At 63.2% G+C, this 25713-nt stretch carries 27 protein-coding genes and 1 riboswitch; of the genes, 12 read left to right on the top strand and 15 right to left on the bottom strand.

Going from position 1 to position 25713, the window contains the following annotated elements; translation table 11 throughout:
- Positions 1-196: 196 nt before the first annotated feature.
- The 6 genes from G502_RS22445 to G502_RS21500 all read left to right on the top strand — a co-directional run bounded on the left by G502_RS22445 (position 197) and on the right by G502_RS21500 (position 5406).
- Positions 197-337, top strand: a complete 141-nt coding sequence (locus G502_RS22445; RefSeq protein WP_022728744.1) for a hypothetical protein — start codon at positions 197-199, stop codon at positions 335-337.
- Positions 327-2222 (top strand): hypothetical protein, encoded by a 1896-nt coding sequence (locus G502_RS0111135; protein WP_022728745.1) that lies wholly within the window; start codon positions 327-329, stop codon positions 2220-2222. The genes G502_RS22445 and G502_RS0111135 overlap by 11 nt, the downstream gene beginning before the upstream one ends.
- A gap of 23 nt (positions 2223-2245) precedes the next feature.
- On the top strand, positions 2246-3208 hold the full coding sequence (gene xerD, locus G502_RS19820; RefSeq protein ID WP_022728746.1) for a site-specific tyrosine recombinase XerD: 963 nt from the start codon (positions 2246-2248) through the stop codon (positions 3206-3208).
- A 112-nt stretch (positions 3209-3320) separates the two neighbouring features.
- Positions 3321-4301 (top strand): HpcH/HpaI aldolase/citrate lyase family protein, encoded by a 981-nt coding sequence (locus tag G502_RS0111145; RefSeq protein WP_022728747.1) that lies wholly within the window; start codon positions 3321-3323, stop codon positions 4299-4301.
- A gap of 134 nt (positions 4302-4435) precedes the next feature.
- A complete protein-coding gene (locus G502_RS19825) occupies positions 4436-5107 on the top strand; it encodes an alpha/beta hydrolase family protein (protein ID WP_051152170.1) in 672 nt (223 codons plus the stop codon).
- Positions 5095-5406, top strand: coding sequence for an alpha/beta hydrolase family protein (locus G502_RS21500; RefSeq protein WP_162140973.1), 312 nt, complete (start codon positions 5095-5097; stop codon positions 5404-5406). Before G502_RS19825 ends, G502_RS21500 begins: the two co-directional genes overlap by 13 nt.
- 35 nt (positions 5407-5441) lie before the next feature.
- On the opposite strand, the gene G502_RS0111155 is transcribed toward G502_RS21500, so the two are convergent.
- Both G502_RS0111155 and G502_RS0111160 read right to left on the bottom strand, forming a co-directional pair.
- Entirely contained in the window at positions 5442-6149 is a 708-nt protein-coding gene (locus G502_RS0111155; protein ID WP_022728748.1) for a TenA family protein, read from the bottom strand.
- Positions 6146-7114, bottom strand: coding sequence for an ABC transporter substrate-binding protein (locus G502_RS0111160; protein WP_022728749.1), 969 nt, complete (start codon positions 7112-7114; stop codon positions 6146-6148). The genes G502_RS0111155 and G502_RS0111160 overlap by 4 nt, the downstream gene beginning before the upstream one ends.
- Positions 7115-7200: 86 nt before the next feature.
- A riboswitch (TPP riboswitch) is annotated at positions 7201-7319 on the bottom strand.
- 337 nt (positions 7320-7656) lie between these two features.
- Here G502_RS0111160 and G502_RS0111165 point away from each other — a divergent pair.
- The 6 genes from G502_RS0111165 to G502_RS0111190 all read left to right on the top strand — a co-directional run bounded on the left by G502_RS0111165 (position 7657) and on the right by G502_RS0111190 (position 13666).
- Complete coding sequence (locus tag G502_RS0111165) at positions 7657-8217, top strand: F0F1 ATP synthase subunit delta (RefSeq protein ID WP_040488180.1); 561 nt, start codon at positions 7657-7659, stop codon at positions 8215-8217.
- Complete coding sequence (gene atpA / locus G502_RS0111170) at positions 8217-9746, top strand: F0F1 ATP synthase subunit alpha (RefSeq protein ID WP_022728751.1); 1530 nt, start codon at positions 8217-8219, stop codon at positions 9744-9746. The genes G502_RS0111165 and atpA overlap by 1 nt, the downstream gene beginning before the upstream one ends.
- Positions 9747-9781: 35 nt before the next feature.
- Positions 9782-10687 carry a F0F1 ATP synthase subunit gamma gene (locus G502_RS0111175; protein WP_022728752.1) on the top strand — a complete coding sequence of 302 codons (906 nt, stop codon included), beginning with the start codon at positions 9782-9784 and terminating at the stop codon, positions 10685-10687.
- A 53-nt stretch (positions 10688-10740) separates the two neighbouring features.
- Positions 10741-12165, top strand: coding sequence for a F0F1 ATP synthase subunit beta (gene atpD / locus G502_RS0111180; protein WP_022728753.1), 1425 nt, complete (start codon positions 10741-10743; stop codon positions 12163-12165).
- A 53-nt stretch (positions 12166-12218) separates the two neighbouring features.
- Positions 12219-12629: a F0F1 ATP synthase subunit epsilon gene (locus tag G502_RS0111185; protein WP_022728754.1), complete on the top strand. Its 411-nt coding sequence runs from the start codon at positions 12219-12221 to the stop codon at positions 12627-12629.
- 203 nt (positions 12630-12832) lie between these two features.
- The gene (locus G502_RS0111190; protein ID WP_022728755.1) at positions 12833-13666 is read left to right on the top strand and encodes an acyl-ACP desaturase; all 834 of its coding nucleotides are present in this window, start codon (positions 12833-12835) and stop codon (positions 13664-13666) included.
- Between the two features lie 54 nt (positions 13667-13720).
- On the opposite strand, the gene G502_RS0111195 is transcribed toward G502_RS0111190, so the two are convergent.
- From G502_RS0111195 to rplU, 13 genes are all read right to left on the bottom strand, one after another.
- Positions 13721-14266, bottom strand: coding sequence for an RNA pyrophosphohydrolase (locus G502_RS0111195; RefSeq protein ID WP_022728756.1), 546 nt, complete (start codon positions 14264-14266; stop codon positions 13721-13723).
- A 43-nt stretch (positions 14267-14309) separates the two neighbouring features.
- Positions 14310-15869, bottom strand: coding sequence for a divergent polysaccharide deacetylase family protein (locus G502_RS21505; RefSeq protein WP_022728757.1), 1560 nt, complete (start codon positions 15867-15869; stop codon positions 14310-14312).
- Positions 15870-15913: 44 nt separating this feature from the next.
- Positions 15914-17227 (bottom strand): S41 family peptidase, encoded by a 1314-nt coding sequence (locus G502_RS0111205; RefSeq protein WP_022728758.1) that lies wholly within the window; start codon positions 17225-17227, stop codon positions 15914-15916.
- Positions 17227-18621, bottom strand: coding sequence for a murein hydrolase activator EnvC family protein (locus G502_RS0111210; RefSeq protein ID WP_022728759.1), 1395 nt, complete (start codon positions 18619-18621; stop codon positions 17227-17229). Before G502_RS0111210 ends, G502_RS0111205 begins: the two co-directional genes overlap by 1 nt.
- A 78-nt stretch (positions 18622-18699) precedes the next feature.
- Positions 18700-19332: a 2,3-bisphosphoglycerate-dependent phosphoglycerate mutase gene (locus G502_RS0111215; protein WP_026989369.1), complete on the bottom strand. Its 633-nt coding sequence runs from the start codon at positions 19330-19332 to the stop codon at positions 18700-18702.
- A gap of 115 nt (positions 19333-19447) precedes the next feature.
- A complete protein-coding gene (rlmH, locus tag G502_RS0111220) occupies positions 19448-19924 on the bottom strand; it encodes a 23S rRNA (pseudouridine(1915)-N(3))-methyltransferase RlmH (protein ID WP_022728761.1) in 477 nt (158 codons plus the stop codon).
- Positions 19925-20098: 174 nt separating this feature from the next.
- Positions 20099-20506, bottom strand: coding sequence for a ribosome silencing factor (gene rsfS / locus G502_RS0111225; RefSeq protein WP_022728762.1), 408 nt, complete (start codon positions 20504-20506; stop codon positions 20099-20101).
- Between the two features lie 22 nt (positions 20507-20528).
- On the bottom strand, positions 20529-21254 hold the full coding sequence (locus G502_RS19835; protein ID WP_322098903.1) for a nicotinate-nucleotide adenylyltransferase: 726 nt from the start codon (positions 21252-21254) through the stop codon (positions 20529-20531).
- Between the two features lie 30 nt (positions 21255-21284).
- Positions 21285-22574 (bottom strand): glutamate-5-semialdehyde dehydrogenase, encoded by a 1290-nt coding sequence (locus G502_RS0111235; RefSeq protein WP_022728764.1) that lies wholly within the window; start codon positions 22572-22574, stop codon positions 21285-21287.
- Positions 22571-23716, bottom strand: coding sequence for a glutamate 5-kinase (proB, locus tag G502_RS0111240; RefSeq protein ID WP_022728765.1), 1146 nt, complete (start codon positions 23714-23716; stop codon positions 22571-22573). Before proB ends, G502_RS0111235 begins: the two co-directional genes overlap by 4 nt.
- The gene (obgE, locus tag G502_RS0111245) at positions 23709-24773 is read right to left on the bottom strand and encodes a GTPase ObgE (protein WP_022728766.1); all 1065 of its coding nucleotides are present in this window, start codon (positions 24771-24773) and stop codon (positions 23709-23711) included. Before obgE ends, proB begins: the two co-directional genes overlap by 8 nt.
- A 94-nt stretch (positions 24774-24867) precedes the next feature.
- Positions 24868-25137 (bottom strand): 50S ribosomal protein L27, encoded by a 270-nt coding sequence (rpmA, locus tag G502_RS0111250; RefSeq protein ID WP_022728767.1) that lies wholly within the window; start codon positions 25135-25137, stop codon positions 24868-24870.
- 6 nt (positions 25138-25143) lie between these two features.
- A complete protein-coding gene (rplU, locus tag G502_RS19840) occupies positions 25144-25512 on the bottom strand; it encodes a 50S ribosomal protein L21 (RefSeq protein WP_022728768.1) in 369 nt (122 codons plus the stop codon).
- Between the last annotated feature and the right edge of the window lie 201 nt (positions 25513-25713).

The raw sequence follows: 25713 nt of genomic DNA on the forward strand, positions 1-25713 counted from the left end.
GATGTTGCGTCAGCGTTGCGTGACGCGTACTTCACCGATATCTTGTCGCACCGTCCCTGGCAGGGGATATGCCGCAGTTTGGCCACAGTCAAAACCTAGCATCCAGGATCAAAATCCATCATTCTGGCCTGCAAAAGACAGGCTGTCGGTGAATTTGAAAAGCTTCACCTTTCCATCAATACATCGGGAAGTCCTTATGGGTCGAGTCGGCGTCGTACTTATTCTTCTCTTGCTTCTTCTCATCGGCGGAGGAGCGGTGGCCCTGATGGCCGTGGACATCCCGCCGCCCACCGAGACGATCGAGAAGGAAGTTCCGGAGGACCGTTTTGGCCGCTGAGGCTAACTGTGCCAGCGCAGGTCTGTCACGCAGAGGACAGCGACTGGCCCTGATCGCAGGCCTGGGGATTGCGATGCTGTTCGCAGGATCCTCGGTTCTGGCTCAGGACGGCCCGCGCAGTCTGTTTCCGGAGGGCGATTCCTCGCGCTCGGAACGAAGGGCACCGGACAGCGATCGTTCGAATGACAGCTGGAGCCTGCCGAATTCGAACGACGGATACGGGTCAGGATCCAGAGACATGCCTGCGCAAGGGCGCGGCGAACGTGATGGATTCGGCAACGAGAACAGCTGGCGCAGCCCGGATCGTTCCCCTCAACCCAGCGGTTCCGCCGAGGGGCAGACACGGCTGCGCGGCGGTATCCTGGTCGATGAACTAAACGATCGCTTGCCCGAGACGCTGGGCCCCCTGGCAGCAGGCAACGGTGGATTGGGCCTGGATCTCTGGCAGGGCAGCCAGCGTAGAGACATCATAGAACTGCTGCGCGAGCAGCCGCGCGGTCAGCGCAATCCCGCGGCGCGCGATCTGATACGCCGCCTGCTGCTGTCTTCTGCCCGTCCGCCGCGCGAGGGTGAAAGCAGCGACCAGCCGGAGCTTCTTGATGCGCGCGCTCAGTTGCTGATGGCTCTGGGAGAATACGACAACCTGGTGAATCTGCTGGTCCAGATTCCGGGCCTCGAGAAGGCTCCCGAGTTGGCCCAGCTGCAGGTCGAGGCAGCCCTGCTCGCCGATGAACCCGAGGCCGCCTGCCCCATGGTGCGGCGCGCGCTGTCCCTGCACCGAAGCCGGACCTTCTGGCCCAAGGCGCAGATCTATTGCCAGATACGCAATGGAGAGGAGAGTGCTGCCGGTATCGGAATAGGCCTGCAGCGTGAGGTTGGCAGCAGCGACAGGGGTTTCCTGAACCTGGCCGATGCCGCTCTGGGCGTGGGTGATGTGCCGCGACTTTCCGAGCCTTCTGCGCTGGACCTGGCGCTGCTGCGTTGGATGGGGGCGGGCGAGGCCCTGGTACCAGAGGACCTTGCGCCTTCGCTGATGGCCGGGGGCGTCCTGCTTCAGGGACTGGAAGCGGACCAGCGCCAACGATTGGCCGAGGAGGCGGCCCGTCGCGGCGTCCTGCCCCTGCGGCTTCTGAGAGAGGCCTATGCTGCATCCTCTTTACGGGACGACGGGGGCGGCGATCCCTTGCGCCAGGCGAGTCAGGCCGAGGGGCCAGAGGCACGCGCCCTGTACTATCAGGCCCTTCGCCGTGCCAGCACCCCCGAGGCCCGTGGCGAGGCGCTCCAGGCACTGATGGACTCGGCCCGCCAGGTGGACCTGGAGCCGCAGATTGCTGAAATTGCACTGCCCGTACTTGAACAGATGGATCCGGAACCGGCAGTTGCCTGGTTGGCGCCGACCGCAGTGCGGGTTGCCCTGCTGACCGGTCACTTCGAACGGGCCCGCGCCTGGATGGAGGTGGTGCGGCGTACCGGAAACGGATCCGAGGCACAGGCCAGCCTGGTGGAGCTCTGGCCCCTGTTGCGGCTGGCCGGACTGGAGGGTCTTGATCCCGGCATGACGGGAACCGATTGGGCGGAAACGCGTGTTTCGCGCGGTGCCGGACGCGAGGGGACGCGCGCCCTGTTGCAGTTCTATGAGCGCGCGCAGGAAGCCGTGTCGGGACGCGGGGGACTGGAGAATGCCAGCGCGCGCCTGCGCCGTGCCGTGCAGGAGGATCGGCGTGGAGAGGGCCTGCTGCTCAGCCTGCGGGTTTTCGGACAGGGGCGCATGACGGATATCTCCACGCGTTCCCTGAGCGAAGCCCTGGCAGCGCTTAACCAACTGGGCTTTTCGCGGGAAGCGCGGCAGCTGGCCATGGATGCCCTGGTCACACGCGGACTCTAGGGGGCACGGAGGCGGCGGAGGCCATGGCACGCAAACCCGGACGCAAGGCCGCTGCTCTTTCCCTGTCGCCATCACTGGAAAGCTTCCTGGAAATGCTGGTGGCCGAACGCGGCGCCAGCCTGAACACGCTCGAGGCCTATCGCCGTGATCTCTGTGACCTGGAGGCTTTCCTTTCCGCGCGAGGGGTGAAGCTTCAGGATGCAGCGGGCGAGGATCTGCGCGCCTATCTCACGCAGCTGTCTGAAGCCGGCATGGCGCCACGCACCTCTGCCCGGCGTCTGTCCAGCCTGCGTCAGTACTATCATTTCCTCTTCACCGAAGGACGGCGGGGGGACGATCCGGCGCTGAAGCTGGAATCGCCGCGCCAGGGACGGGTGTTGCCCAAAGTCCTGGAGGAGGCCGAAGTGGACCGTCTCATGACGGCGGCCCAGCAAGGAAACAGGCCCGAAGACCTGAGGCTCAACCTGGTGCTGGAACTGCTCTATGCCACCGGCATGCGCATCAGCGAGTTGATCAGCCTGCCATACGCCGCCGTGGCCCGCGATCCCCAGGTGCTTATCGTGCATGGCAAGGGTGGGCGTGAACGGATGGTGCCGCTCAACGAATCGGCGGCGGATGCACTTGGAGACTACAAGGACGTGCGCGCACACTTCCTGCGCCGGCCCGGACAGGAGCGCTGGCTGTTCCCCTCGCGTTCGGCCAGCGGGCACCTGACCCGGCACAGGGTCGGGCAAATGCTCAAGGAGCTTGCGGTCGCTGCGGGCATCAGCCCCGCCCGGGTCTCGCCCCACGTGCTGCGCCATGCCTTTGCCAGCCACCTGCTGGCCCATGGCGCTGACTTGCGCTCGGTGCAGCAGATGCTGGGCCATGCCGACATCTCGACCACGCAAATCTATACCCATGTCCTGAACGAACGCCTGAAAACGCTTGTCCATGGCCATCATCCCCTGGCCCGGGGCATGGGCAAGCCGGAGCGGAACGGTTGAAATTGGTAATACCACTTGCTAAACGCGACAGGAATTGGATCGCGTGCGATAACAGAAGTGCTGTCCCCACAGTCACGGCAACCCCCGATGAAGGAAGAGGAAGGACCCCGAGATGAGCTTTACACCGATCGAGCAGGCCCCTGCCCGCCTGAACCGCAGTGAGCTGGCGGTTCCTGGCAGCAACTATCGTTTCCTGGAGAAGGCCGCGGATGCGCCGGCCGATGTGATCTTCCTGGATCTCGAGGATGCCGTGGCGCCCGATGACAAGGAACAGGCGCGCAAGAACATCATCAAGGCCCTGCAGGACCTGGACTGGGGCAAGAAAACCCTCTCGGTCCGCATCAACGGCCTGGACACGCACTACATGTACCGTGACGTGGTGGATATCATCGAGCAGGCTGGCGAGCGCCTGGACCTGATGATGATTCCCAAGGTCGGAACGGCCGCGGACATCTATGCCGTCGACATGCTGGTCACCCAGTGCGAGCAGGCCGTCGGCCGCAAGAAGCGCATCGGCTTCGAGATGATCATCGAGACCGCCCAGGGCATGGCCAACGTCGATGCCATTGCCGGTGCCAGCAAGCGCAACGAATCGCTGCACTTCGGCGTGGCCGACTATGCCGCCTCGACGCGTGCCATGACCACGAACATCGGCGGGCCGAACCCGAACTATGGCGTGCTGACCGATGACGATGGTTCGGGCAACCGCGATTTCCACTGGGGTGACATGTGGCACTATGCCATTGCCCGCATGGTTGTCGCTGCCCGTGCCAATGGCCTGCGTCCCGTTGACGGCCCCTTCGGCGACATCGAGGACAAGGAAGGCTACAAGGCCCAGGCGTTGCGCGCGGCCGTCCTGGGCTGCGAAGGCAAGTGGGCCATCCACCCGTCGCAGCTGGAGCTGGCCAACGAGCTCTTCGCACCCAGCGAAAAGGACGTGGAGCGGGCCAACAAGATCCTGGCAGCCATGGAGCAGGCACAGAAGGAAGGCCGCGGTGCGGTCACACTTGACGGCCGCCTGATCGACATCGCCTCCATCAAGCAGGCTGAGGTTCTGGTCAACAAGGCCAAGCAGGTGTCCGACGCCGGCTGACGCCCGACGTCGAAGCAGGACGGCAAGACCCCGCGGCAGTTCATCATGCCGCGGGGTTTTTGCTTTTTGGTGTCGCGTTCCAACATGATTGCGGGGACCCGACAGGCGAGACCCAAAAGGCAGGGAGGGACGACATGAGTGAGCCACTGAGACTTCGCGATTTCGGCTCGTTCCATGTCGGTGGTCGCAGGCTCGAAGTGTCCGGCCAGGATGTCCGCATGGTGGATACCGGCAATCCCGAGGCGCCAATACCGTGGGATCGCAATGGCCGCTATCTGGCGGATCAGATGTACGTGCAGTATCTGCTACCGGAAGCGCGCCGTTCGGAGGTTCCGGTTGTCTTCCTGCATGGCGGCGGCCTTTCGGGAACCACCTTCGAAACCACTCCTGACGGCCGCCCCGGCTGGGTCAATCTTTTCGCGCATGCAGGCCATGACGTCTACAATACGGATACTCCCGAACGCGGTCGTGCCGGCTTCCTGCCGTATGAAGGGTTTCGCGACGGGGAGCCGGAATGCTTCAGCTACGACACACCGCTCGGGACCATGAGGATTGCGGCAGATGCCGGGGCGCGCGCGGAGGATCCCGAACTACGGCTGCTGCCGAACTGCCAGTTTCCCATTGAACAGTGGCCGGCCTTCGCCAGCCGCTTCAGCCCCTTCTGGCTGCCCATGGGGCAAGGGGTGATGGAGGCATTGGAGGCGCTGCAGACGCGTATCGGCTCATTCGTCCTGCTCGCCCATTCTGCGGGCTGCAAGTACAGCCATGCCTATGCGGAACGTCTCCGCATCATGTGGAGATGCTGATTTCCGTCGAGCCCCTGGCGATGGGGCAGGCAGCGGAGCGGACCTGCCAGATTCCCCAGCTGGTGGTCTGGGGCGACAATATTGCGCTGGACCCGCTTGGCCGCTGGCCGAAGATCCGGGCTGAGGCCGAACGTTACACTGAGGCTGTGAGCGCGAACAGCGGTCAGGTCGAGGTGCTCGACCTGCCGCAGCTCGGTCATTCCGGGAACACGCACCTACCCATGCTGGACAGGAATTCGGAGCAGGTTGCCCGACTGATCCTGGACTGGATGAAGCGGCAGGAAGGTCGGACTTCCTGACCAGCTCAGCGCCCAGTGAACACTGCGGGCCGTCTCTAACATCCCGCCTCCGGTTCATAGGCATGATCGAAGAAACGCTCCTCGAGTTCCATCATGTGGCAGAAGGTCCGGCACATCTGCTGCTGCACCTCGGGCGGTGCCGTTGTACCGACGCGCGAGGTCTCGTCGCGCAGCCAGGTGACGAAACGCTCGAATTCTGGCACGGCATGCAGGTCGATCCACTCCGCCATCCAGAATTCCTGAGGCCGGCGATCGCCACAGGCCAGGCCCCATGTCAGGTAGCTCCATTCAGCCGCCAGCAGCGTTGCCAGCACGAGCGGGTAGGAGCCGCTGCGCCCCGAGTCCTGCAGGACCGAGAGCAGTTTGGCCGTGACGGGCGCAAGTTGGGGGCTGCGCCACTCAGATTCGGGAACCTCCAGGGCCTGGAAGGAGCGCAGGAAATAATCGTTCTCCTCGCTGGTCACGGCCGCCAGGAAGCCGGCGAAGGGCCGCTTCTGCGGCATGGACGGGGCATAGGCCACGGCGTAGCCGAGCAGGCTGACGAAGCTGTCGACGAAGGCATAGTCCTGGACCAGGTAGCGGGCACAGATCTGCGGATCCAGGGTGCCCTCCGCCAGTTCCTCGGTGAAGCGGTGCGCCGTTGCCTTTGTCCAGTAGGGTTCGGCCGATTCGCGCAGCCAGTCATGGAAGGCAGCGTTCGGATTCGCATTCAGGAAAGTTTCGAAATCCTTTGTAGAGGTCATGGCTGCTCTCCTTGCTCGCGGGACAGGTCTGTGACGTAGTCGCTGAGCGGTGGGGGGTCGGTAATGACGCCGGCTTGCTCAAGGAAGGCGGCAAAGCGGCGATAGCGCGCCCAGTCCACGGCCGCCGGGCGCAGGGCAAAGCGGGGCAGGGTGTCGGCCCAGGCGCGCCGATTGAGTTCGTCATCCAGATCATCCTTGTAGCCGATGAAGAGCTCCCAGCTTTCCTGCGGATGATTGATCAGATACTGGACACCACGCTCCAAAGCCTCGACGAAGGACGACAGGCGCGGATCCTCCAGATTGTCGCGGTTCGCCAGGACGATCAGTTCGTCATAGGCAGGCACGCCTTCCTCCTCGACATAGAAGGCACGGCCTTGCGCGCCTTCGATATCCAGCTGGTTCAGTTCGAAGTTCCTGTAGGCGCCGATGACGGCGTCGACCTGCCCACTCAGCAGGGCGGGACTGAGCGAGAAGTTCACATTGACCAGTTCGACATCCTCGAGGGACAGGCCGTGCCGCGCGAGTATGGCCCCCAGGACCGCTTCCTCGACACCGCCCACGGAGTAGCCGACCTTGCCCCCTTTCAGGTCGGAGATCCGTTCTATCGGACCATCCTCCAATGCCAGAAGGGTGTTCAGCGGCGTGGCCACCAGTGTGGCGATGCGTGCTAGGGGCAGGCCCTGTGCTGCCTGGATGTGCAGGGTGGGCTGGTAGGATACGGCCAGGTCGACCCGTCCCGCAGCCACCAGCTTGGGCGGATCGTTGGGATCGGCCGGTTCGGTGAAGCGAACCTCGATCCCGGCATCCTGAAAGAAGCCTTTCTCCTGAGCCACGATCAGGGGCGCGTGGTCGGGATTGACGAACCAGTCCAGCAGGACTTCGAGCGGTTCATCGCTTTGGGCGTGGGCGGCAGCGGTCGATAAAAGCAGGAAAAGGCCTGCAAGTAGGCCTGGAAGTCGGCGCAAGGTAATCCTCCCTCAAATTGCGCCGGCGTGATCTGGACGGGTGAGGGAGAGGCGAATCCGTCCGCCTTTGCTATGGCGAACACGCGCGGACTGTCCCTTCCGTTCCCTAACGCCGGCATGATCCGGATCAGGTTCTAAGGGTTTCCGCCTTGTGATTGCGGACTCTCAGCCCTCATGTCGCATGAGGACACCCCCAGGAAGTTATCCACAGTCTGTTCTGACCTTCGCTTTCCGTCAAGCAAAGCCCCGCGGAAGAGATTGTGAGTCGCCCGGCAGCCCGTATAAATTGAAGGTGGGATGAGGCCGTGTCGCGGTTACGATAAATGCCACCGTCGCGGCTTGCACTGCCCGTGCCCCTGTGATACCAACCGCTCGCACGAACGGGGGCAAACCCGTTTCAAGCGTTTCATTTTTTGGTCTCAAGGCAGAGGCGCCGCCTCATTGAAGCGGTGCTCTGCGAACGGGGTTTTAGCGAAAGCGAGCGGTTCAACATGCCCAGAGGCATGTTGCGGACTGTTTTCTTTCCGGGGAGCGACTGGGGTTTGGCAGGAAATACGACCTCCAAAGACGGTCTGGCAGGGCGCTACGCCCTTGCTTTGTTCGATCTGGCGGACGAGGCGAAGTCCCTCGACGCCGTGGCCGAGAATCTGCGTGAGCTCAAGAAGCTGATTGAGGAAAGCAGTGATCTGCAGAACCTCATTCGCAGCCCTCTCTATGGGCGCGATCAGCAGGCCAAGGCAATGCAGGCAGTCCTCGAGAAGGCCGGGGTCGATGACCTGACGCGCCGTTTCGTTCTGGTTATTGCGCAGAATCGCCGCCTGTTTGCACTTCCCGAGATTATCGAGGCCTATCTTGCCGAGCTGGCGCACCGCCGCGGCGAGATCAGTGCCGATGTCACCGCTGCCACGTCCCTGACGAAAACGCAGGAAAAAGCGTTGCTCGACACCATCGCCAAGTCGGTGGGGGGCAAGGTGCAGCTCAATGTCAAAGTCGATCCGGACCTGCTTGGTGGTCTGATCGTCAAGGTTGGCAGCCGTATGGTCGATACGTCGATCAAGAATAAGCTGCAGAGACTTCAGTTCGCGATGAAAGGGGTTGGGTGATGGACATCCGCGCCGCGGAAATATCGGCGATCCTCAAGGAGCAGATCGAGAATTTCGGTGCCGATGCCGATGTGGCCGAAGTTGGCCAGGTTCTCTCGGTCGGGGACGGTGTGGCCCGTGTTTACGGGTTGGACAATGTTCAGGCCGGTGAATTGGTCGAATTCCCGGGCGGCGTTCAGGGCATGGCCCTGAACCTGGAGAACGACAACGTCGGTGTCGTTCTGTTCGGTGAAGACCGGGGCATCAAGGAAGGCGATACCGTCAAGCGCACGGGACGCATTGTGGACGTGCCGGTCGGCAAGGAGTTGCTGGGCCGCGTCGTGGACGCCCTGGGCAACCCGATCGACGGCAAGGGTCCGATCAAGACCGAGCAGCGTTCCCAGGTCGAGGTCAAGGCGCCTGGTATCATCCCGCGCAAGTCGGTGCACGAGCCGGTCCAGACCGGCCTCAAGTCCATTGACACCCTGATCCCGATTGGCCGTGGCCAGCGTGAGCTGATCATTGGTGACCGCCAGACCGGCAAGACCGCGATTGCCGTCGATGCCTTCATCAACCAGAAGCATACCAATGCGGACGCCGAGGAATCGAAGAAGCTCTACTGCATCTATGTTGCGGTCGGTCAGAAGCGTTCCTCTGTGGCCAAGCTGGTGAAGACCCTGGAAGAGCAGGGTGCGATGGAATACTCCATCGTGGTGGCGGCGACGGCCTCCGATGCCGCGCCGCTGCAGTTCCTGGCACCCTACACGGGCTGTGCCATGGGCGAGTACTTCCGCGACAACGGCATGCATGCCGTTATCTGCTACGATGACCTGTCCAAGCAGGCCGTCGCCTATCGCCAGATGTCCCTGCTGCTGCGCCGCCCGCCGGGCCGTGAAGCCTTCCCGGGTGACGTCTTCTATCTGCACTCCCGCTTGCTGGAGCGTGCCGCGAAGATGGGCGACGATCACGGCGCAGGCTCGCTGACGGCCCTGCCGATCATCGAGACGCAGGCAGGTGACGTGGGCGCCTACATTCCAACGAACGTCATCTCCATTACCGATGGTCAGATCTTCCTGGAGACCAGCCTGTTCTACAAGGGCGTGCGCCCGGCTGTGAACGTCGGCTTGTCGGTCAGTCGTGTGGGTTCGGCCGCGCAGACCAAGGCGATGAAGAAGGTGGCCGGCACCATCAAGCTGGAACTGGCACAGTTCCGCGAAATGGAGGCCTTCGCTCAGTTTGCCTCGGATCTGGACGCCTCTACTCAGAGGCTTCTGGCCCGCGGTGCGCGCCTGACCGAGCTGTTGAAGCAGCCTCAGTACAGGCCCCTGCCGTTCGAGGAGCAGACCTGCGTGATTTATGCCGGTGTGCGCGGTTTCCTGGATGACGTTGCCGTCAACAAGGTCCAGGACTTCGAAGCCAAGTACCTCGACGAGATTCGAGACAAGGGCAAGGATATCCTGGAGACGATCCGCAAGGAAAAGGACCTGTCGAGCGAGTCCGACGAGAAGCTGAAGTCCTTCCTGGAAGACTTCGTCAAGACCTACGTCTGATCGGTCCTGTGTCACGGAAAGTCGGTTGAAGCGATATGGCTAGCCTCAAGGAGCTCCGCTCCCGGATCAGCAGCGTCAAGTCGACGCAGAAGATAACCTCGGCCATGAAGATGGTTGCGGCGGCGAAGTTGCGCCGTGCCCAGGAGCAGGTCGAGGCATCGCGCCCGTACGCAGAGCGGATGGCCCGCATGCTCGGATCCCTGGCAGGTTCCGTGCAGGGCAGCAATGGTCCCAAGCTGTTGACCGGCACTGGCAAGGACGACGTCCACCTGCTGATCGTTGCCACGGCCGACCGAGGTCTTTGTGGCGGCTTCAACAGCTCGATCGTGCGGGATGCCCGCAAGCATATCGAGCAGCTGAAGTCTGAGGGCAAGACGGTCAAGATCATCTGTATCGGCCGCAAGGGGCGTGATCAGTTGAGGCGGCAGTATGGCGACGATATCCTGGAAACCATCGAGGGTGTCACCAAGCCGCGTCCGAGCTTCGACAAGGCGCATGCCATTGCCCAGGACGTCCTGACCCGATTCGATCAGGGTGAATTCGACGTCTGTACGCTTTTCTATGCCCGCTTCAAGTCGGCGATCAGCCAGATCGTGACCCGTCAGCAGCTTGTGCCCTTCGATGATGAGCACAGTGCAAGCCTGGAGGCGGCTGAGGAAGAGGCGCAGGCTGAAAAGCAGGCCGGCTTCGTGTATGACTACGAACCGGATGAAGAAGAGATCCTGAAGGAGCTGTTGCCGCGGAACCTGGCGGTGCAGATCTACAAGGCGATCCTCGAGAACAACGCCAGTGAGAACGGGGCGCGGATGACCGCAATGGACAATGCGACCCGGAATGCCGAGGAAATGATCAAGGACCTGACCCTCGTCTACAACCGGACGCGTCAGGCCGAGATCACCAAGGAACTGATTGAAATCATCTCCGCCAAGGAGGCGATGTAGCGCTGTCTAGGCAGTGCTGGATCGCAGTAGAGGCACGATAAGGAGCAGACACGATGGCCAAGAACCTCGTCGGAAAGATCACCCAGGTCCTGGGACCGGTGGTCGACGTGCAGTTCGACGGTGACCTGCCGGACATTCTCAACGCGCTGGAAACCGATAACCACGGCAACCGCCTGGTTCTGGAGGTTGCCCAGCATCTGGGTGAGCATGGTGTGCGCACCATCGCCATGGACGCCACCGAGGGCTTGGTGCGCGGCCAGGAGGTGACGGATACGGGCACGCCAATCGAGGTTCCTGTCGGGCCCGAGACCCTGGGGCGCATCATGAACGTCATCGGCGAGCCGATTGACGAGCGCGGTGAGCTCAAGACCAAGAGCAAGGCGCCGATTCACCGTTCGGCCCCGACCTATGCGGATCAGAACACGGATGCAGAAATCCTGGTAACCGGAATCAAGGTCATCGACCTGCTGGCACCTTACGCCAAGGGTGGCAAGATCGGCCTGTTCGGTGGTGCCGGTGTCGGAAAGACCGTGCTGATCATGGAGCTGATCAACAACATCGCGAAAACGCACGGCGGTTATTCGGTGTTTGCCGGCGTCGGCGAGCGTACCCGTGAAGGCAACGACCTCTATCACGAGATGATGGACTCCGGTGTCATCAAGACCGATGGCGGCGATTCCAAGGCAGCCCTGATTTACGGCCAGATGAACGAGCCGCCTGGCGCACGTGCCCGTGTCGCCCTGAGCGGGCTGACCGTGGCCGAGTACTTCCGCGACGAGGAAGGCCAGGACGTTCTCTTCTTCGTGGACAATATTTTCCGCTTCACACAGGCGGGCGCCGAGGTCTCTGCACTGCTGGGCCGCATTCCCTCCGCGGTGGGGTATCAGCCGACGCTCGCCACCGACATGGGTGGACTGCAGGAGCGCATTACCACGACAAACAAGGGTTCGATCACCTCGGTGCAGGCCATTTACGTGCCGGCCGACGACCTGACCGACCCGGCACCGGCAACTTCATTTGCGCACCTTGATGCGACCACGGTGCTGAGCCGCCAGATCGCCGAGTTGGGCATCTATCCGGCCGTTGACCCATTGGACTCCACCAGTCGCATCCTGGAGCCGGATGTGGTCGGCAAGGAACACTATGACGTGGCCCGCAAGGTCCAGGAGACACTGCAGCAGTACAAGCAGTTGCAGGACATCATTGCCATTCTGGGCATGGACGAACTGTCCGAGGAAGACAAGCTGACGGTTTCGCGCGCACGCAAGATCCAGCGCTTCCTGTCACAGCCCTTTGACGTGGCCGAGGTCTTCACGGGCTCTCCGGGCGTGCAGGTGCCGCTCGAGGAAACCGTCAAGGGCTTCAAGGGCCTGGTGGAAGGTGAGTACGACCACCTTCCGGAAGGCGCCTTCTATATGGTCGGCACGATCGACAAGGCTGTCGAGAAGGCCAGGAAGCTGGCTGAAGAGGCTGCCTGACGGCAGTTCCAAGGCAGCACAAGGCCCGACAGACAGGATAGAGACGGCAGGTCATGGAAAAAACGCAGTTCGAACTGGTTTCACCGGAAAAGCTTCTCCATGCGGGAGAAGTGGCCATGGTGGTGGTGCCTGGCGCTGAAGGCGACTTCGGTGTCCTGCCCCGCCATGCCCCGATGATTTCCACCGTTCGGCCGGGTGTCATTTCCGTTTATGAGGAAAACCGCAGCACGGTCAGTAGGCGCATCTTCGTCGGCGGGGGCTTTGCCGAGGTGACACAGGAACGCTGCACGGTCCTGGCGGACAGTGTCGAGGCCTATGACGACATTGATCGTGGCGAGACCGAGCGGGCTCTGAAGGATGCCCGTGAAGACCTGGAAGACGCCAAGAACGAGGTTGAAAAGACTGAAGCCGCAAAGCAGGTCAAGGTCCTGGAAGAAAAGCTGCGGGCGCTAGAGACATTCTGAGCTGGCGTGCGTTCACCGCACAAGCCGCCGCTTGCGCCAGGACGCCAGCGGCGGTTTTTGTTTGTTCTGTCATATGCAGAACCAGTTTGGCGCATGATGCCGCGCCAGGGGAATAGAAGCTCACTCTTGCGAGCTATCCTGCTTTTTCCTACATATGCGGGAACGTAAGAAGGGGTTCATGGACTTCAGGAAGGGCGGATAGCATGTCGGCTGGGCACTGGACTCTCGATGACATAGACTGGAACAGCTTCGATCGCTCCAAGATCGATACCGAGATGGTCAAGTTGATCAAGGCTGCCAGCCTTGTGGAATACAACGGCGATGATTATGCCGACTACCTCTGCAATGTTTTCAGTGATGACACCGAGTTTCAGCAAGCCGCCCGCCAATGGGCATCGGAAGAGGTGCAGCATGGCGAGGCGCTGGGCCGCTGGGCCCAAATGGTCGATCCCGAGTTCGATTTCGACAGCGCCGTAAAACGATTCCGCGATGGCTTCACTGTCGATGTGGATGCCAGCTCATCCGTGCGCGGTTCACGCTGTGGCGAGCTTGTGGCCCGCTGTATCGTCGAGGTGGGAACTTCCTCTTATTACGGCTCGCTGGCCGACAGCACAGACGAACCCGTGCTGAAGGATATATGCCAGCGGATTGCCGCCGACGAGTTGCGTCACTACAAGCTGTTCTATACGCACCTGCGCCGCTATCTGGACCAGGAGCGCATCGGCAAGATACGGCGCCTGATGATCGCCTTGGGACGCGTGCGCGAGACCGAGGATGATGAACTGGCCTATGCCTATTATGCGGCCAATACGCCAGCGAACGAGGACTATGACCGCAAGCGCTGGAGCAAGGCTTACATGAATCGGGCACTTGCCATCTACAAGCCGGTCCGTGTCGAGCGGGCCGCTGCCATGACCTGCAAGGCGGCTGGACTGAATCCACGCGGACGCACGGCGCAGCTGCTCTCGAAGGCGGCCTATCATCTCATGAAGTCGAAGCAGCAAAAAGCTGAAGCCGCGACGGCTGCTGCCGCCTGAAACACTGCTGCTGCCTGAAACACTGCTGCCGGGTGATACCGGTCGATCTGTAGTTCAGGCTCCGCGTGTGCGGATCCGCTCGGCCAGATGGCCGAATTCGTCCGCCACCCGTTCGTAGAGTTTCCGCTTGAAGGGCACGATCAACTGGGGTGTCTCGGGCAGAGGGCGCCAACTCCAATTCGAGAATTCGGCATGCGGACCGCCGATATCGATTTCGCCCTCATCGCCCAGGAACTTCAGCGCGTACCATTTCTGCTGCTGGCCTCGAAAACGTCCACGCCAGATCTTGGGCACCAGGTCGTAGGGCAGGTCGTAGCTGAGCCAGTCCCGGCTTTCGGCCAACAGTTCCGCGTTGCGTACACCGGTTTCTTCTTCGAGCTCGCGGAAAAGCGCCGCTTGCGGGTCCTCGTCGGGATCGATGCCGCCCTGGGGCATCTGCCAGGCATCGCTGACCATGTCCATGCGTTGCGCCGTGAAGACCTGTCCATCCTGATTGAACAACACGATTCCCACACCCGGACGATAGGGGAGCCGTTCGATCTCCTCCGGAGTCAGGCTCAGGTCGGTATCGGGATCATAGGGCGAGTTGGAGTTGGACATGGCAATCGAAACTTCTCTTGAACCAGGATCTTGGGGGGCACTACTACTGACGAAGCAAGGCACTGAGCGGGGCCAGCTGTACGCCACGCTCGGGCAACTGCTCGCTCCAGGCCTGGAGACGTTCCAGGCTGACGGGATAGGGGCGAGCCACGGCCACGGCCTCGCCTTCCGACAGGGCGGTACGTTCGATGGCCGATAAGCCGGCATCGATCACCGAGCGGCTGGCGGCCTGCTGGTCCAGGGTGCGATCACTGAACAGCAGGGGCAATTTGGCCAGCTGTGCGCTCTCGCGCATTGCCTGATGGCCTTCTGCAGGATTGCCCAGGAAAACCAGGCCATCCTGCGCCAAACGCTCGAACAGAAGGTCGATGGCTCCGCGCCCCGGTGTGAAACCACCACCGCCCGTGCCTGCCACACCCAGATAGGCACTGCCCCGTGACAGGACCCACTGCAGACGCTCGGCATTCTCCTGTGGTCCCAGCTCGGTCAGGATCGCCTGCGGACCCGGATCGTCTGCCGGAAAACCCTCAGGCTCCATGGGCAGGTCCAGCAGGACCTCGTGGCCCTGAGAACGCGCCAGGGCGATCCATTCGTCGAGGCGCCGCGCATAGGGACTGAAGGACAGGGTGATCTCAGCCGGCAGTTGTCGAATGGCGGTCTCCGTTGCGGCTTCCGACAAGCCGAGCCCGGTGACGACGATGGCGATCATCGGTTGGTCGGCCTGGGGAGCGAAAGGCTGCGCATAGCGTTGCCAGGCCTGGCTGCGGTTGCTTGGCGCCGTGACCTCCTGTTCGCTCTCGCCCGTTTCTGTTGACTCGTCCGGCTGGGGGGGCTCGCCCTCTTCCTCACTGGAAGTCGTGGCCTCTGCATCTTGTGCACCGACCTCTTCGTCATCCCCGCTGAGGCTGCGTCCAGGTATGGGGGGCGGCGGGAGGCCGGGTGAGGCCTGAGGCGGTGCAAATGCCGGCTGCTGACGGTCGGCCGCGCCGTTTGTCTGCGTCCCCGCGTCCTGTTCGGTTTCGCCGCCTTCCAGTATCGCAGCCGATTCCTCGGCCAGTACGCTTTCCTGAACTTCCGCGCTGCCTGTCTCCTCGACAGCGGTCTCCCCGCTTTCTTCCGTTTCCGCTATTTCTTCCTGGATCTCAGCCTCTTGGGCTTCGGGTATGGCCGAGGATTCCGGGATGGCCGGGAGTTCCGGTGGAGGCTCACTGTCCTGCACCGGCTGTGTTTCGTCGCCGCCAACGGCAATCAGGGGGGCATCCTGTACCCTGGGTGCGGATTGGGTCCCCTCTCGCAACTCTGGAGGACGGGTCAGGTCCTGGCCATCTGCTGTCTGCTCCAATGCGCGTTCCTGTCCGGATCCAGTCTCGGCCGTGTCGGAGTCCGCTGTCTCAGATCCGGTCCTGTCGGATTGATGGGTCGGCTCATCGATCGCTTCAGGCAAAACCTCCTGATAGGCAAACTGCTCCCTGGAGTGGGAGGCCGGATCCGGTGGACGCGTAAACAGCCAGGCCGCCAGTGCCCCCAGGCCGGCAAGCAGTATGCCCCAGCCCAGAAGCAGCGCGATCAGCCCCGTTCTTCGCCCTTTGCGTTCAGCGGCCACGTTCTTCCCCGACCCCCCTGATCATCCGGCTGCCTTCGCCGGGCTCAGTTCATTTCCAGTTGGCTAAAGAGTGACAGGCCACGCAGGAGGTCGAGGGCCCGTGCCAGCTGGTAGTCCTGCTCGGGATCGCCCTGATCCTCGGGCGAGACGACCTGTTCCTCTTCATCCTCGCTGTTGCCGTCCTGCTGGGAGTCCGGTGCTTCAATCTCCGTGGGGGTTCCGTTGTCCAGGTGACGCGGCAGATCCTCTTCACGGCGGATGCCGCCATTATCGAGTTTCTCCAAGCGGGCCTGTTCCACCGTGATGTCCGGCTCGATCCCCTTCGCCTGGATGGAGCGGCCACTGGGCGTGTAGTAGCGTGCCGTGGTCAGGCGCATGGCTCCGTTGCCAGACAGCGGAACGACCGTCTGGACGGAGCCCTTGCCGAAGGAGGTGGTGCCCAGGACGATGGCACGGCGATGATCCTGCAGGGCCCCGGCCACGATTTCCGAGGCCGAAGCCGAACCGCCGTTGATCAGGACAACGATGGGCAGGCCTTCCGCCATGTCTCCGCCTTCCGCATTCCAGCGCTGGGCGTCGTCCTCGTTCCGGCCGCGTGTGGACACGATCTCGCCCCGGTCCAGGAAGGCGTCGCTGACGCTGATGGCCTGTTCCAGAAGACCGCCAGGATTGTTTCTCATGTCCAGGACAATACCTTTCAGGTCATCGCCCAGCTCATCGCGGATTTCATCGAAGGCGTCCTCAAGACCGCTGGTGGTCTGTTCCGTGAAGGAGGTCAGGCGGATATAGCCGATATCTCCCTCGACGCGGCTGCGCACGGATTGCACCTGGATGATGTCGCGCGTGATCTCCAGATCAAACGGTTCTTCGTTGCCACGCCGGATCGTGACTTCGATCGTCGTGTCTACGGCGCCGCGCATCAGCTTGACAGCATCGTTCAGGTTCATGCCCATGACGGGTTCGCCATCAATATGCGTGATCAGGTCTCCGGCCTGGACGCCGGCGCGGAAGGCCGGTGTGTCGTCGATGGGGGATACGACCTTGACCAGTCCGTCCTCCATCGTGACCTCGATGCCCAGTCCCCCGAACTCGCCGCGTGTCTGTTCGCGCATATCCTTGAAGCTTTCGCTGTCGAGATAGCCCGAATGCGGGTCCAGGTCGGCGAGCATGCCCTCGATCGCGGCCTCGATCAGTTCGCGATCGCTGGTCTCTTCCACGAAATCTGCGCGTACGCGCTCGAAGACTTCACCGAAAAGCTTCAGTTGTTTGTAGGTATCGTCATTTTCCGCATTCTGGGAAAAGGCCGGCGCGCTGATCAGGAAAACAGCGGCCAGTGTCACGGATAGGAGAAATCGCATCAGCCTTGCGCCTCATTTCTGCTTGTTTCGAGCCACGGCAGGGGGTCGATCGGTTGGCCGGCCCGCCTCAACTCTATGTAAAGTTCCGGGTCTTCGTCACCCGTTTCCTTCATGGAACCGACAGGTTCGCCTGCCATGACCCACTGGCCGGCCTCTGCCGTCAGGCGATCGAAGCCGGCCAGGAGGGAATGATATCGTTCGTCGTGCTCTATGATCAAGATAAGCCCGTACCGGCGAAAGGGGCCAGCGTAGGCCACCTTGCCGTCAAAGGGGGCCACGACCTGGGCAGCCTTGCGTGTGCGCAGGATCACACCTTCGGAATCCTCGCCTTCCAGGTGCGGGTGTCGATCACCGAATCCCGCTGTGATACTGCCACGGGCCGGCATCACAAGGCCACCCGGCTGGTCCGGGAAATTGCGCAGATTTGACGGCGGCCGGCTTGGCAAGGCGGCTTGCTGACGTTCGCGTGCTTCCTCGGCTTCCTGTTCCGCGGCTTCAGCTTCCTGCTTGGCGCGTTCCTGGTCAGCGCGGCGCTCCTCTTCGGCGCGCTGGGCTTCCTCGCGCAGCCGCTGGGCACGTGCGGCCGCCTCTGCCGCTGCCCGTGCCTCGGCCGCGCGACGCTTGCGTTCGCGCTCGGCCTCGGCCTCAAGGCGCGCAATCAGGTCGCGCAGATCGTCGGCTTGTCCGGCAAGTTCCTCCAAACGCTCTTCGGTACGTGCCCGCTCGGCACGGGCCTCTTCTTCGAGTGCACGTTTGCGCTCGGCCAAGCGTTCCAGCTGCTGCTGCTGATCTTCCAGCTGACTGCGCCGTTCGGTCAGTTTGTCGCGCTGGCTGAGAATCTCGTTTTCCAGAGCCTGCTGTTCCTCCAGTTCCCTGCGTATCGTTGCCGCCTGTTCCTCCATCTGTGGGATGGTCTCGCTGAGCAGCATGGCGCTGCGCAGGCTGTCGAGCGGCTGTCCGGGGGCACCGAGCACGGCGTCGGGTGGAAAGACGGCGATGCGCTGCAGGGCGGCCAGGGTGTCGCCCAATTGGCTCTTGCGGCGCGTCAGGGAAACATCCAGGCGCAGGGCCTGGACATGATGGACCGCCAGCAACAGCTCCAACTGGGTGATCTCGGATTCCAGTTCCTGGACCGAGCCGGCCACTTCAACGCTTTCCTGGCGGACGTCCTGGATTTCCGTTCGCAGGCTTTCCGCCTGTTCCTCGAGTTCCCGTGCCCGCTCACGATCGCGCTCCAGAGCGCGTTCGACCTCTTCCAGCTGTTCACCGGCTTCTTCTGTGTCAGCTTCCTCGCCCTCCTGCGCCGCGGCGAGCCCCGCGAACGACAGCCATAGCCCGACCGCAAACGGCAGGAGAGCGGTCAGTTGGAGAAGGTGGGCGGAACGTGAAGGCATCCCCCGGATACTAGAGCAGGAACAGTTCCAGTGAAACGGGCAAGATGACCTGTCAGGCCAGTCGATCGTCTCGCGATCTCACTTGCCGTCCAGAAAGCGGTAGGTCTTCGGCATGCCGTTCTCGGTTTCGAAGACCATCGGCACGCCGGTGGGGATTTCCACGCTCGAGATTTCCTCGGGGCTGTGACAGTCCAGGGCCACCAGAAGGGCGCGGACGGTGTTGCCGTGTGCGCCGACCAGCACATTCTTCCCGGCCTTTAGCTCGGGCAGGATCTCGCGCTCGAAGTAGGGGCCGACCCGCTCGACCACGTCCTTCAGGCTTTCGCCGCCGGGGGGGCGCACGTCATAGCTGCGCCGCCAGATATGGACCTGTTCGTCGCCGAACTTCTCGGCCGTTTCGGCCTTGTTGAGGCCCGCCAGGTCGCCATAGTCGCGTTCGCGCAGGTCGTCGTGTTTGGTGATCTGCCACACGCCGTCCTGGCGCAGATGCTCGTTGGTGCCGCTGGCCTCGAGCGCGATCTCGGCGGTATCATAAGCCCGCTTCAGGGTTGAGGCAAAAACCCGGTCAAAGCGGATGTCCTTCAGCAAGCGGCCGCCTTTTTCGGCTTCTGCCCGGCCCTTGTCGCTGAGCTCGACATCGACGAACCCGGTGAAGCGGTTCTGTGCGTTCCAGTCGCTCTGCCCATGGCGCAGCAGTACCAGACTTCCCATGACGTGCATTCTCCGTGTTGCTGTTCCGATTGACGGCCCCGGTGGGGACCGGTCCTTGAGGGTGCCCCTTCTTAGCTTTCCTGCCCGGCAAAGGGAAGGGGGCCCAGTATTGCCTTCAGTCTGCCCGATGGTAGGGATGGCCGCTCAGGATGGCGTTGGCGCGGAAGATCTGTTCGGCCAGCAGCCCACGGACCAGCTGGTGCGGCCAGGTCATGCGCCCGAAGCTGAGGACCTTGTCCGCGCGTTCGCGCAGCTCGGGCGAGAGGCCGTCGGCGCCGCCGATCAGGAACACGGTCTCGCGCTGCCCCTCCTCGCGCCATTGGCCCAGAAGCCCGGCCAGTTGGGCGCTGTCCAGGTTGTCGCCACGTTCATCCAGCGCGATGCAGTGCGCTCCGCCCGGCAAGGCGCGGGCCAGCAGTTCGCCTTCACGTGCCTTCAGGCGCTCGGGCTCGAGGTTACGCTTCTCTTCCACTTCCTGCAGCTTGAGCGGCCCCAGCAGGGCCCCCTTCTTCAGGCGGCTTGCATAATCTTCGTAGAGGGCGCGTTGGGGCCCGGAACGGAAACGGCCAACGGCAAGTATCGTGATCTGCATGACAGGAAACTTTGTCGTGAAGGACGGTCATGTCCCGTAAAAGGGCTCATGCCGTCCGCGCGGGACGCAGGTGCAACCCTGCCCCTTGGCCGGACATTGACCATTGTTGCCGGGACCTGTGCGACAGAATCTGCGCGACCGGGACCTGTTTGGCCGGCTTGAGTCGCCTCGGTCTCAGGCGTCGGTTTCGTGCGTCTCGCCGGACACCGTTCCGCCCCACATCTTCTCGAGATTGTAGAACTCGCGAATCTCGGGACGGAAAAGATGGATCACCACGTCTCCGGCGTCGATCAGGACCCAGTCGCAGTGAGTCAGGCCTTCAACGGCCAGGTCCTTCAGACCGGTCGCTTTCAGCCGTTCGCGCAGGTGTTCGGCAATGGCGCCGACCTGTCGGGCCGAACGGCCGCTTGCGATCACCATGTAATCGGCGAACGAGCTTTTTCCGGAGAGGTCAATGATTACGGGCTCCACGGCCTGATCCTCATCCAGGGAGGCCTGGACCAGTTGAATCAGGCTGTCGGAATCGGTGCCGGGCACGGCCTTCAGGCTGCCGGGCAGATTTTCGACGCTGGTTTGCGTCATGGCTTTGTCGAGTATGACAGTCTTACTCCTTGTCTGGGCGAAGGCTCGCCTGGGCAAACGCCTCGCCGGTGGCGGTTTTTCCGGTGCCGTCAGCCAGAGCGCTGCGGCGTTCTCTCAGTGCCGTTGCCGAAAGGGGATTGAGCCGTATGTGCAGAAAGGTCCATGCCGGCGCAGATCGCCTTGGAAGCGTGGCGGCCCGTTGTTCCGCAACTCGGGCACTTGCGAACCGCTGCGCTGCCTTGGCATACAACACAGATAAAGAATAGGATGGACGATCAAGGACCGCAACGGGGAGCGTGTTAAAGATTTCGGTCCAACGCCCCCAGCGATGGACCTGAGCCAGGTTGTCTGCCCCCATCAACCAGACGAAATCGACCCCGGGAAAGCAGCGGCACAGCGCCTTCAGCGTGTCTGCCGTCACACGGGTGCCCAGTGCGGTTTCCAGGGTCGTGACCCGCAGACGCGGGTGTTGCGCGATTTGTCGCGCCGAGGCCAGGCGTGCTTCCAGCCCGGCCATTCCGGCCGCCTCCTTGAGGGGGTTCTGCGGGCTGACCAAAAGCCAGACCTCATCCAGCTTCAGGCGCTTGCAGGCTTCCAGGGCAATATGCCGGTGTCCCTGGTGGGCCGGATTGAAGGACCCGCCCAACAGGCCGATCCGGCGGCCAGGCTTGGGCAGGGGGGCGCCCAGGGCCTGTCCGAGCATGGCTGGTGTGGGGCAGCGGACAGGTTTCGGGCGATTTCGCGACATGGATCGGGACGGCGCTCTTAAAGGAAGGGTTCAGGGACGGATGGCGCCGTTGCTGCGGACCAGGTACTTGTAGCTGGTCAGCTGGTCTGCCCCCACGGGGCCGCGGGCATGCAGCTTGCCGGTGGCAATGCCGATCTCGGCTCCCATTCCGAATTCCCCGCCGTCGGCAAACTGGGTCGAGGTGTTCTGCATGACGATGGCAGCGTCCACCCGGACCAGGAAGCTGTCCGCGGCCTGGGCATCCTCGGTGACGATGCACTCCGTGTGTCCCGAGCCATGGCGTGCGATATGCGCGAGCGCCTGCTCGAGCCCATCGACCAGCCGGACGGAGAGGATGGCATCAAGGTACTCCGTGTCCCAGTCGGCATCCGTTGCCGCTGTGACGGATGCATCCAGGGCGCGTACGGCAGTGTCTCCGCGCAATTCGCAGCCCTTGTCCCGCAGGGCCTGCAGGATCGGCGGCAGGAGCTGCTCTGCCGCGCTGCGCTCGACCAGAAGGGTTTCCATCGCCCCGCAGATACCGGTGCGCCGCATCTTCGCGTTCAACACCACATGCAGGGCCTTGTCGGGATCGGCGGCCGCGTGCAGGTAGCAGTGATTGACGCCTTCCAGGTGGGCGAGGACGGGTATCCGGCTTTCCTCGCTGACGCGTTCGATCAGGCTGCGCCCCCCGCGGGGCACGATCAGGTCGATGCAGCTGTTCAGGCGCAGAAGGTGTCCGACCGCGGCCCGGTCCGAGGTGGGCGGGCGCTGCAAGGCTGTCTCGGGCAGGCCGGCCGCCAGCAGGCCTGCGCGCAGGCAGTCCAGTATGACCCCCGACGTGTGATGGGACTCCGAGCCGCCGCGCAGGATCGCGGCGTTGCCGGATTTCAGGCAGAGTCCGCCAGCGTCCGCGGTCACATTTGGACGGCTTTCATAGATGATGCCGATCACGCCCAGCGGCACCGAGCGACGCTCGATCGCCAGGCCGCTCGGCTGTTCCCAGGCGGCCAGGGTGCGCCCCAGCGGATCGGGCAGGGCGGCGATATCCTCCAGCCCCTTGGCCATGGCCTCGATACGCCCCTCGTCCAGCGCCAGGCGGTCCAGGAAAGCGCCGGTGGTTCCGCGATTGCGGGCCTGGTCCAGGTCCAGGCTATTGGCCGAGAGAATGGCGGTCGTGCCGGCGCGCAAGGCAGCGGCGGCTTCACGCAGGGCCGTGTTGCGCTGCTCCGTGCTGCTGATGGCCAACTCCTGAGCGGCCATGCGTGCCTGGCGGCCCAGTTCCGTGATCTGGTCTTCCAGGCCCGGTTCAGTCCGGCTTTCAAGTGTCTCTGCGGTCATCCGGCAGCTCCCTTTTCCAGGGTTGTGAGCACCAGGTCGTCACGGTGAATCATTTCCTCGCGCCCACGGTAGCCAAGGATGGTTTCGATGTCCCGACTCTTGTGACCCAGGATGCGCCGGGCGTCGTCCGCGCCGTAGGCCGAGAGCCCGCGAGCGATCTCTTCGCCTGCACCATCGCAGACCACGACGGAGTCCCCTCGCTCGAAATTGCCCTCGACCACTATGACGCCCGCAGGCAACAGGGAGCGCCCGTCCAGCAGGGCCTGACGCGCGCCGGCATCGATGTGGATGCGGCCGCTGGGCTTCAGGGCGCCGGCGATCCACTGCTTGCGGGCGGCCAGTGGCTCGGTTTCGGAGAGGAACCAGCTGCAACGTGCGCCCTCGGCCAGGCGGCGCAGGGGTGCTTCGGCACGGCCATCCGCGATGGCCATGTGACAGCCGGCGCCCACGGCAATGCGTGCCGCGGCCAGCTTGGTCACCATGCCGCCCGAGGAGTGGCCCGGCGGCGCCTGGCCGGCCATGGCCTCAATATCGGCGGACAGGCGCGGGATCTGTGGGATATGTTCGGCCTTCGGATCGCTGCGGGGATCGCTGGTGTAAAGGCCGTCGATGTCCGAGAGTAGGATGAGGGCCTCGGCATTGATCATGGCCGCGACCCGGGCTGCGAGACGGTCGTTGTCGCCGAAACGGATCTCACTGGTGGCGATGGTGTCGTTCTCGTTGATGACCGGAAGGCTGCGGTGGCGCAGCAGTGTGTTGAGGGTGTTGCGCGCGTTCAGGTGCCGGCGGCGCTCCTCGGTGTCGCCCAGGGTCAGCAGTATCTGCGAGACCGTGATGTCGTGGGCGGCCAGGCTTTCCTGGTAGGCATGGGCCAGGCGCAGCTGGCCCGTGGCCGCGGCCGCCTGTTTCTCCTCCAGCTTCAGGCGCCCGTTGCCCAGGCCCAGATAGTGCCGGCCCACGGCAATCGCGCCGGAGGAGACCACGATCACCTCGCGTCCCTGGCCATGCAGGTCCGCCAGGTCCCGGGCCAGGCTTTGCAGCCAGCCATGACGGATGCTGCCATCGCTTTCCTCGACCAGCAGGGCCGAGCCGATCTTGACGACGATGCGCCGGGCGCTGTCCAGGGGCGAGGTCTCAGTCATCGTCGCGTTGCGCGCTCAGCTCCTCAAGGGCCTGCTGGCGCGCAGCCTCGGCTTCGGCCTCGGCGGCACGGTAGCTGCGGATATGCTGCTGCAACAGGCGCAGGACCTGCTTTACGCCCCGCCCGGATATGCCGGAGATTGCATGGACCTCTTCGCCCGAGGCCTCGGCCAGGGCTTTCTGGCGCGTACGGATGGTTTCCTCGTCCAGCGCGTCGGTCTTGTTCAGCGCCAGAACCTCCGGCTTCTCGGCCAGGTCGCCGCCATAGGCCGCCAACTCATGGCGCACGGTTCTCCAGGCGGCGATCGGGTCTTCCTGGGTGCCATCCACCAGATGTAAAAGAACGCCGCAGCGCTCCACATGGCCCAGGAAGCGGTCGCCTAGCCCCGCGCCCTGGTGTGCGCCCTCGATCAGCCCGGGAATGTCCGCCAGCACGAAATCGGCCTCGTCGTTGCGGATGACGCCCAGATTGGGGTGCAGGGTGGTGAAGGGGTAATCCGCCACCTTGGGCCGGGCGCGGCTGACGGCGGAGAGGAAGGTGGACTTGCCGGCGTTGGGCAGGCCGACCAGGCCGGCGTCCGCTATCAGCTTCAGGCGCAGCCAGACCCAGCGCTCCGCACCCGGCCAGCCGGGATCGGCGCGGCGTGGCGCCTGGTTGGTGGAGGACTTGAAGTGGGCATTGCCGAAGCCGCCGTCGCCCCCGCGCAGCAGAGTCATGGACTGCCCGACCTCGGTCAGGTCGGCCAGCAGGGTTTCCTTGTCCTCGGCCAGGATCTGGGTGCCTACGGGCACCTTGATGGTAATGGTTTCTCCGGCCGGTCCCGAGCGGTCGCGCCCCATGCCGTGGGTTCCACGGCCGGCCTTGAAATGCTGTTGATAGCGGAAGTCGATCAGGGTGTTCAGGCCGTCCACCGCCTGAAAGACGATGTCGCCGCCGCGACCGCCGTTGCCGCCGTCGGGTCCGCCGAACTCGACATACTTCTCGCGCCGGAAGGAGACCGATCCGCCTCCGCCGTCACCGCTTTTCAGGAAAATCTTGGCTTCGTCGAGAAACTTCATGCGGAGAGGCTCATGTCAGCGCCCTGGTTTAAAACGAAAAAGGGGGAATGGCGTACCATTCCCCCGAATCCTCGAACGCGGCAGGGTCCGCGATCTACTCGGCCGGCTCCTGGATCGGCGTGACCGACACATAGGTGCGGTTTTCCGCACCCTTGCGATAGGCAACCTTGCCTTCGATCAGGGAGAAGATGGTGTGGTCCTTGCCCAGGCCCACGTTCTCGCCCGGGCGCCACTTGGTGCCGCGCTGGCGAATGATGATGTTGCCGGCGCGAACCTCTTCGCCACCGAACTTCTTGACGCCCAGGCGGCGACCGATTGAGTCGCGCCCGTTCTTGGAACTGCCGCCTGCCTTTTTCTGTGCCATTGCAGCTTACTCCTCGGTCTTTTCCGCAGCCGCCTTCTTAGGGGCCGCCTTCTTGGCCTTGCCCGCGCCGACGATTTCCGTCACGCGGATCCGGCTCAGCTCCTGGCGATGCCCGTTCTTGCGACGATAGTGCTTGCGGCGGTGCTTCTTGAAGACAACGATCTTGTCGCCGCGCGTCTGCTCGAGAACCTCGGCCTTGACGCTGGCGCCGGACACGGTCGGGCTGCCCACCTTCAGGTCGCCTTCGGCGCCCACCATGAGGACTTCGTCCAGAGACACACTGTCTCCGGCGTTGGCAGACAACTTCTCGACCGTGAGAACGTCGTCTTTGGCGACTTTGTATTGCTTGCCGCCTGTCTTGATGACTGCGTACATGATGAAATGCCTGCGTTCGGACGTAAAAAACGACACGGAAATCCAAGCCTTCCGTGCGAGAGGGGCGAATATAACCCTGACAGACGTGGTGTCAACGCCTTTCCCGGGTGTTTTCAAGGCTATCGCATGAGGTAATCACTTCGAAGCTCGCTATTCCCGAAGGCTGATAAGAGGACCTCCGTCATCACGCCCCGCAAGATT

The organism is Fodinicurvata sediminis DSM 21159, assembly GCF_000420625.1.
In the GTDB taxonomy this organism is placed as follows: Bacteria; Pseudomonadota; Alphaproteobacteria; order Kiloniellales; family DSM-21159; genus Fodinicurvata; species Fodinicurvata sediminis.

Excerpts from the sequence above, each read along its gene's own strand:
- G502_RS0111235 (WP_022728764.1), bottom strand. The coding sequence starts at position 22,574 with ATGACCGCAGAGACACTTGAAAGCCGGACTGAACCGGGCCTGGAAGAC.
- G502_RS0111205 (WP_022728758.1), bottom strand. The coding sequence starts at position 17,227 with ATGCGATTTCTCCTATCCGTGACACTGGCCGCTGTTTTCCTGATCAGC.
- G502_RS19825 (WP_051152170.1), top strand. The coding sequence starts at position 4,436 with ATGAGTGAGCCACTGAGACTTCGCGATTTCGGCTCGTTCCATGTCGGT.
- rsfS (WP_022728762.1), bottom strand. The coding sequence starts at position 20,506 with ATGACGCAAACCAGCGTCGAAAATCTGCCCGGCAGCCTGAAGGCCGTG.
- obgE (WP_022728766.1), bottom strand. The coding sequence starts at position 24,773 with ATGAAGTTTCTCGACGAAGCCAAGATTTTCCTGAAAAGCGGTGACGGC.
- rlmH (WP_022728761.1), bottom strand. The coding sequence starts at position 19,924 with ATGCAGATCACGATACTTGCCGTTGGCCGTTTCCGTTCCGGGCCCCAA.
- atpA (WP_022728751.1), top strand. The coding sequence starts at position 8,217 with ATGGACATCCGCGCCGCGGAAATATCGGCGATCCTCAAGGAGCAGATC.
- G502_RS19835 (WP_322098903.1), bottom strand. The coding sequence starts at position 21,254 with ATGTCGCGAAATCGCCCGAAACCTGTCCGCTGCCCCACACCAGCCATG.
- G502_RS22445 (WP_022728744.1), top strand. The coding sequence starts at position 197 with ATGGGTCGAGTCGGCGTCGTACTTATTCTTCTCTTGCTTCTTCTCATC.
- G502_RS0111175 (WP_022728752.1), top strand. The coding sequence starts at position 9,782 with ATGGCTAGCCTCAAGGAGCTCCGCTCCCGGATCAGCAGCGTCAAGTCG.
- G502_RS0111210 (WP_022728759.1), bottom strand. The coding sequence starts at position 18,621 with ATGCCTTCACGTTCCGCCCACCTTCTCCAACTGACCGCTCTCCTGCCG.
- rplU (WP_022728768.1), bottom strand. The coding sequence starts at position 25,512 with ATGTACGCAGTCATCAAGACAGGCGGCAAGCAATACAAAGTCGCCAAA.
- G502_RS0111215 (WP_026989369.1), bottom strand. The coding sequence starts at position 19,332 with ATGGGAAGTCTGGTACTGCTGCGCCATGGGCAGAGCGACTGGAACGCA.
- rpmA (WP_022728767.1), bottom strand. The coding sequence starts at position 25,137 with ATGGCACAGAAAAAGGCAGGCGGCAGTTCCAAGAACGGGCGCGACTCA.
- G502_RS0111195 (WP_022728756.1), bottom strand. The coding sequence starts at position 14,266 with ATGTCCAACTCCAACTCGCCCTATGATCCCGATACCGACCTGAGCCTG.
- proB (WP_022728765.1), bottom strand. The coding sequence starts at position 23,716 with ATGACTGAGACCTCGCCCCTGGACAGCGCCCGGCGCATCGTCGTCAAG.
- G502_RS0111190 (WP_022728755.1), top strand. The coding sequence starts at position 12,833 with ATGTCGGCTGGGCACTGGACTCTCGATGACATAGACTGGAACAGCTTC.
- G502_RS0111185 (WP_022728754.1), top strand. The coding sequence starts at position 12,219 with ATGGAAAAAACGCAGTTCGAACTGGTTTCACCGGAAAAGCTTCTCCAT.
- atpD (WP_022728753.1), top strand. The coding sequence starts at position 10,741 with ATGGCCAAGAACCTCGTCGGAAAGATCACCCAGGTCCTGGGACCGGTG.
- xerD (WP_022728746.1), top strand. The coding sequence starts at position 2,246 with ATGGCACGCAAACCCGGACGCAAGGCCGCTGCTCTTTCCCTGTCGCCA.
- G502_RS0111155 (WP_022728748.1), bottom strand. The coding sequence starts at position 6,149 with ATGACCTCTACAAAGGATTTCGAAACTTTCCTGAATGCGAATCCGAAC.
- G502_RS0111145 (WP_022728747.1), top strand. The coding sequence starts at position 3,321 with ATGAGCTTTACACCGATCGAGCAGGCCCCTGCCCGCCTGAACCGCAGT.